Here is a 6,442-nt window from a genome sequence, read left to right as displayed (position 1 = left end):
AGCACTATGGCGATCAGTACGATTATCTTTTTCATTTCGAGTCCGTAACCATCAAAGGTGGAATGAATTATAAATATGATTTTCTTTGTTATGTAATTGTACTTAGCAATAAATTCACATCAAGCGGTTTTACTTTCACTTACAAATTACGAACATGTTGAGCAAATAGTTCATATCATCTTAATATTCATATAATTATTGTTTTTCTCAGCGTTTATGCATATTTAGACCGTTTTATTCATCATTTACATGCATAAATAATCTTGAAGTACTCTCGCCGACACATTCTGTGACAAATAGTGTTCGGTTCAGATTCAGTCTAAGTTCATATTGTCGGCGTTAACGGTTAAAAATGTGTACTGTCTAATATTAATATGACTCAACAACGAAGTCAGTTTGTTTGGGCTATAGTCTCGAAATGGTAACTTCAAACTAGTAGGTATAGGTGCAGAATAGCGCCCTATTGAATCAAAGTGTAAATAAGTAAATAAAATAAAAAGAGACGCTTAAAGCGTCTCTTTCATGGTTAATAATCTACCAACAAAGCTTAACGCACTTTGCGGTCTTCTTGCATTAAGTCAGAGATAATATTATAAACTTCAGTAATTGACTCATCAGACAATGGTTTGTCTTCTACGTCATGCAACATAATTTTAGTTTGATTTACATCATCTGTTTCTTTTAGCAGTAAACGATAATTACCTTTTTTCAGAGACAGTTTTTGGTCACCCCATAAAGAGCTCCAGAAACCACCGCTTTCTTCTAAATTAATGTAAAACAGGCCTTTGCTGTTATCTGTATCAACAACATCAAAACCCATCTCAGGCAATACTAGGCGTAAACGATCCCATACCGACTTATAATTTGCATCTGCTAACCAATGAGCTGATTCAGTAGAATTTGTCACTAAATCTATCTTAATACCAAGACTTTGCTCAATACGTGCAGCGCGGATAGCTTGATCACGTTTAACGCTCATATAGGCAATGGCATTGTTCAGCATATCGGTAGTATAACGACGTTTGTCTTCACCACTTAATAGGATTTTCTGATCTTTATCATCATAAAACTCTTGATGCTCAACTAAATCAATCGATACAGAACCAGAGCGACCATGTGGTTTCACATCCACATGGTAACGGTAACGCTGACGTAGTTGATAAACCTTGTCACTACCCCACCAATTAGATTCAATGATCTCATCATTTTCAATCCAATCTGTTTCAATAAAACCAGCAGTAACATCTTCGCTACGAACAGCAATGTTATTTTGGGTTAGATATCCATTGATTACTTCAAAAATTTCTTGTTTTAGATCTGTAGTACTTTCAATTGATTCAATCACAACACGAATACTATCACTGCTTTCTTCGATGTGTGTGCCTTCAGCCATTGGCAATACTTGCAATGGCGCACGAATATCAAGATTCTTGCCTACAAGCTGCTTGTTGACGTTATTACCAACAGAAGGAATGTCGTATTCTTTACTGTTAGTAGGCGTGTTCAAGCCCTGTGGGATCGGCAATAATGACGTTGTTTCAGCATTAACGAAATCATCATTACCATTGGCCTGACGGCGATCTAATGGTGTACTGCAAGCTGAAACAGCTGCAACAAGGAGTAACGGAGTGACTTTCTTTAACATGAATTTATTTTACCTCAATATGAGCTTGTTTCATTGTTTCTATTAACAGACCATGAAACTGCTCAGAAAGTTCAGTTAAAGGTAAACGAATATGGCCATTAGCTATCAAACCCATTCTATGAACAGCCCATTTCACTGGGATTGGGTTGGCTTCACAAAATAACGAGCGATAAATACCCATTAATGGTTGATCGATTGTTTCAGCTAATTGTGCATTTTTGGCTAACGCGGCATCACACATGGCTTTAAACGCATGTGGAACAATATTATTTGCCACTGAAATAACGCCATTACCACCCAGCAATAAAAACTCGCGAGCTGTTGCATCATCGCCGCTGTAAAGTAAAAAGTCTTCACCACAGAGTTCACGTAAACGCGCTACTCGGCTTAAATCGCCAGTGGCTTCTTTAACACCAATAATATTACTGACACTTGATAATTCAGCCACGGTTTCTGGTTTCATATCAACAGCAGTACGACCTGGCACATTATAAAGAATTTGAGGAATGTCAGTACTAGCAGCAACCGCCGTATAATGGGCAATTAATCCCTTAGGCGTTGGTTTATTGTAATAAGGGGTCACGCCAAGCATGGCGACAACACCTGATTTTTGCATTGATTTGGTTAATTCAATGGCTTCTGCTGTGGCGTTTGCGCCATTGCCACCAATAACAGGAATACGACCTGATGCAAACTTAACAGTTTGGCTAACAACAGCCGCATGCTCTGTCATAGGCAGAGTAGCAGACTCGCCTGTAGTACCGACCGCGACTATGGCATCAGTACCTTGTTCAATATGGAACTCTACAAGTCTTTCAAGACTTGCATAATCTACTGTGCCATCACTGTTCATTGGAGTGATTAAGGCTACGATGCTTCCGTTTATCATCTATCTTCCCCACGGTTTCAGGATTCGCTATGTTACTGATGCCAACCACTAATGACAAGCTCTACGGTAACCATAATTTGAAATAAGTCATTTATGCTATTTAATGCAGCGTAACCTAGCATCTTTGAAGCTATAACGGTAAAAAATAATCACATTTATGTGAGTGATATAGGTTACTATATTGAGGTGTTTTAGTGAAAAATGATAGCATTAGTACCCGCACAAAAACTGACATGCTTCGGCATAAGTTTTCGCTCTACGATATCAAAAGTGAGGAAAATCCATGACCAATTTTCTGGTCGTTACGGCAATGGGCGCAGACCGTCCAGGATTAGTTAGTCGTTTAGCGCGTTTAGCAAGTGAATGTGATTGCGATATAGTCGACAGTCGTATGGCATTATTTGGTAATGAATTTACCCTAATTATGATGATATCAGGCTCTTGGTCAGCTATAACTAAAATTGAAAGCTTACTGCCGGTGCTGAGTGTAGAACTCGAACTCATGACGGTCATGAAGCGAACATCCAAACATACTCCCAAAAACTTTGTTTCTCGTATTGAAGTGATATTTAATGGTGAAGACCAACGCGGAACCATGAAGAGCATTACCCAGTTTTTGGCTGAAAGAGGCCTTGATTTAGCGGCCGTACGCTCCCATGCTGACGACAATGACAGCCTTAAAACCCAGTCGATTTTATTAGCGATCAATATCCCTGATAAAATAAATTTATTGAAGCTTGAACAAGGCATTCATGAGCTGGCCGAGTCGATGTCGTTAGAGTGCAGCATTAAGCGTATGCAGGGCATTGCAGCGCCATAATAATTACAGTCACCTCTCATTGATGTGAACCTTGTACGTGCTAGTCACGTAATATCCGCATCACATTTGATAAAGGACCAATCATGAACACATTAAACGTAGGTGATACTGCACCAAGTTTTACCCTTCAAAACCAAGCAGGCGAAGCGGTATCACTGCAAGACACCTTGTCTAAAGGCCCAGTGCTAGTGTATTTCTACCCTAAAGCATCGACTCCTGGTTGCACAGTGCAAGCACAAGGTCTGCGCGATATCAAAGCACAACTTGATGGTTTAAAAGTAACAGTATTTGGCATTAGCCCAGACCCTGTAGCTAAACTGGCTAAGTTTGCAGAGAAACAACAACTAAACTTTACCTTACTCAGTGATGAAGACCACGCGGTTGCTGATGGTTTTGGCGTTTGGGGACAAAAAAAATTCATGGGTAAAATTTACGATGGCATTCATCGCTTAAGTTTTATCGTGGGTACAGATGGCAAAATCAGTCATGTGTTGAATAAATTCAAAACCAAAGATCACCACGAAGTGGTTCTGGCCACGTTAGCTGAGTAATTGAAGCAAGGTGAACACCTTGTCTTTACGCTGTAACGTAATAATAAAAAAGGGCTTAGCAATTTATTGCTAAGCCCTTTTTAGTAAGACTATTAAGAAAAAACTCGTTAACGCCTAAGCGCTAACGTTTACACTGTTTTAGAATCTATACCGTTTTAGTATCGCTTGGTTGCTGTGGCTTTTCTTCATCGGCTGCAGTCTCTGCATCACTCGACTCTGTTGTTGCACTTGCAACTTGTTTAGCCTTCTCTTGCGCGGCTAACTCTTTGGCTAACGAGGCAGTTTCTTGCTTAACTAATGCAGCCTCTTCGTCAGCTAATAAGCGGGCTTTTTCTTGTTGCTCAAATTGCGCTAACTCTTCTTCTTTACGACGAGCTTTTTCAATGATGCGTTGCTCAGCTTCTTCTGCTTCGCGAACAGCTCTGGCTTCAGCGGCCGCTTTTGCTTCAGCTTCTGCCACTATTTTGGCTTGGCGATCAGCTTCGTCATCTAATGCGCGCTGAATAACCGCTTGGTCTTGCGCTTCTTGTGGCAATAAGCTAATTAACTCTATGCCCACAGGTAGCACAATCGCTTCAACGCCAGATATAACTTTAACCTTGCCTTCTTTGGTTAAATAAACCAATGGCATAGCAGTGTCACCGTAGCGCTTTTTGAAATGATCATACGTAAAGTTTTCAGTTATATTGGTGATTTTCAATACCGCGCCTTTGGCCATTAAGGTGGCAATTTTGGCGTAAGATATGTTCTCACCAAACAAACATAAGCGCTTAAGATAAGATTCAGACAACTGATGACGTGCACTGGCGCTGTCAGCATTGTTTAAACCATACACTTTTTCGGTGCCCATTAAATCTTGGAAATGGAATGTCACCAACGGGTTTAACTGACGGTATGGCGACATCACAAGCACTCGACCGATCCCACTTAAGTCCATAAAATTGGATGCATGCTCTGACGCCGGGTTACCAAAGTACACTGGAATGTTTTCCATGCGCGCTTGGCGAATACTGTCCCAGTTGTTGTCCGCTAAAATAACCTTAATATTTTTCGAAATTAAAATAGAAGCTAAATCACGTGAGAATTTAGATGCACCAAAAATTAACACCCCTTGATTAGAGCCCTCTTTCACACCTAAAAACTTAGCCCAACGACCGGCCGTTAAGCTTTGAATCACCACGGTACCAATAATAATTAAGAATACTAACGGTACAATCGAACTGGCACCTTCTAAGCCAACCGACTCTAGTTTAATGGCAAATAATGATGAAATGGCTGCTGCAACAATACCGCGTGGCGCAACCCAACTTAAAAACCACTTATCTTTTGACGACAAATTGGTGCCTAAGCCTGAAATCCAAATGCTTAATGGACGCGCGACAAACATCGCCACTAATAGCACCCCTACACCACCAAATCCTAGGTCCAGCATTGCACCAGAATCAAGGCGGGCGGCCAACAGAATAAACAACGCTGAAATCAGTAGTACGGTTAAGGTTTCTTTAAATTCCAAAATGTCGGCAATATCAACGCCGCGCATGTTCGCTAACCAAATACCCATTACCGTAACCGTTAACAAGCCAGACTCTTCTTGTAAAATGTTAGAGCCAACAAAAATGCCCAACATAATGGTTAATACTGCGGTGTTGCGTAAGTAATGCGGGAATAAGTTCTTACGGATAGCTAAACCTGTTAAGTAACCGCCTGCAGCACCTAGACCAAAACCAAGCACTAAGGTTAAGCCTAATGCAGTCAATACGTGCGTGGTCGGGTCGGCTGTAACGGCGATATACTCAAATACTAGTACCGCTAATAATGCACCGATGGGATCAATAACGATGCCTTCCCAACGTAAAATGCTGGCTAAATTCGATTTAGGTTGCACTGTACGTAACATAGGCACAATCACTGTCGGCCCTGTAACCACCACTAATGCACCGAATAACATGGCAATTGCCCAATCAAACCCGAGCAAAAAATGCGCCGCTGGAGCAATACACGCCCAGGTAATAAATGCGCCGATGGTGACAAGGTGGGTCACCATTCGTCCATGTTCTTTAATTTCTTTAAAGTTAAGTGTCAGCGCACCTTCAAACAGGATGACCGCAACACCTAACGAAATAATAGGAAACAATAAATCACCAAAGATTTCATCTGGGTCTAATATCCCTAATCCTGGCCCTAACAGTAAACCACATAATAGAAGTGGTAAAATTGCTGGTAGACGTAATTTCCAACCAACCCATTGACACAAAAGTGATAACACACCGATTAATGCCAGCATGCCTGTAATGTGTTCAACCATAATTGTTTCCTTTTGTATTGCTATCATTGCTAATGACTAACTTAATAAGCAATGCGACTCACGTTAATATCGTGCTCTAAATGCATTAAACTTGACTAATTACAACAACTTAATTAGCCAAATCATTAATTGCGATTAATCTATTTCTGTTAATCGATAATACTTACTGATTTTTCTTTTTATTTCATCATAGGGACATAGTTAAATGATGCATATATGTTTGAGCCCATTA

Annotated in this window: 5 protein-coding genes; 2 read left to right on the top strand and 3 right to left on the bottom strand. The window is 40.4% G+C overall.

What is annotated here, in order from left to right; translation table 11 throughout:
• Positions 1 to 547: 547 nt before the first annotated feature.
• Entirely contained in the window at positions 548 to 1,645 is a 1,098-nt protein-coding gene (gene bamC / locus H5202_RS16720; RefSeq protein ID WP_182773074.1) for an outer membrane protein assembly factor BamC, read from the bottom strand.
• A 4-nt stretch (positions 1,646 to 1,649) separates the two neighbouring features.
• Entirely contained in the window at positions 1,650 to 2,534 is an 885-nt protein-coding gene (gene dapA, locus H5202_RS16715; RefSeq protein WP_182773073.1) for a 4-hydroxy-tetrahydrodipicolinate synthase, read from the bottom strand.
• Positions 2,535 to 2,817: 283 nt separating this feature from the next.
• Between dapA and H5202_RS16710 the strand changes: the two genes are divergently transcribed.
• Both H5202_RS16710 and bcp read left to right on the top strand, forming a co-directional pair.
• Positions 2,818 to 3,354 carry a glycine cleavage system protein R gene (locus H5202_RS16710; protein ID WP_182773072.1) on the top strand — a complete coding sequence of 179 codons (537 nt, stop codon included), beginning with the start codon at positions 2,818 to 2,820 and terminating at the stop codon, positions 3,352 to 3,354.
• 83 nt (positions 3,355 to 3,437) lie between these two features.
• Positions 3,438 to 3,905 carry a thioredoxin-dependent thiol peroxidase gene (gene bcp / locus H5202_RS16705; protein ID WP_182773071.1) on the top strand — a complete coding sequence of 156 codons (468 nt, stop codon included), beginning with the start codon at positions 3,438 to 3,440 and terminating at the stop codon, positions 3,903 to 3,905.
• A gap of 145 nt (positions 3,906 to 4,050) precedes the next feature.
• Here the strand turns inward: bcp and H5202_RS16700 are convergent, their stop codons facing one another.
• Positions 4,051 to 6,210, bottom strand: a complete 2,160-nt coding sequence (locus tag H5202_RS16700; protein ID WP_182773070.1) for a cation:proton antiporter domain-containing protein — start codon at positions 6,208 to 6,210, stop codon at positions 4,051 to 4,053.
• Positions 6,211 to 6,442 lie beyond the last annotated feature (232 nt).

This window comes from Shewanella sp. SG41-4 (assembly GCF_014164505.1).
GTDB lineage: Bacteria > Pseudomonadota > Gammaproteobacteria > Enterobacterales > Shewanellaceae > Shewanella.
The sequence above is the reverse complement of the archived record's forward strand: the minus strand, read 5'-3'. Positions and strand labels throughout refer to the sequence as shown.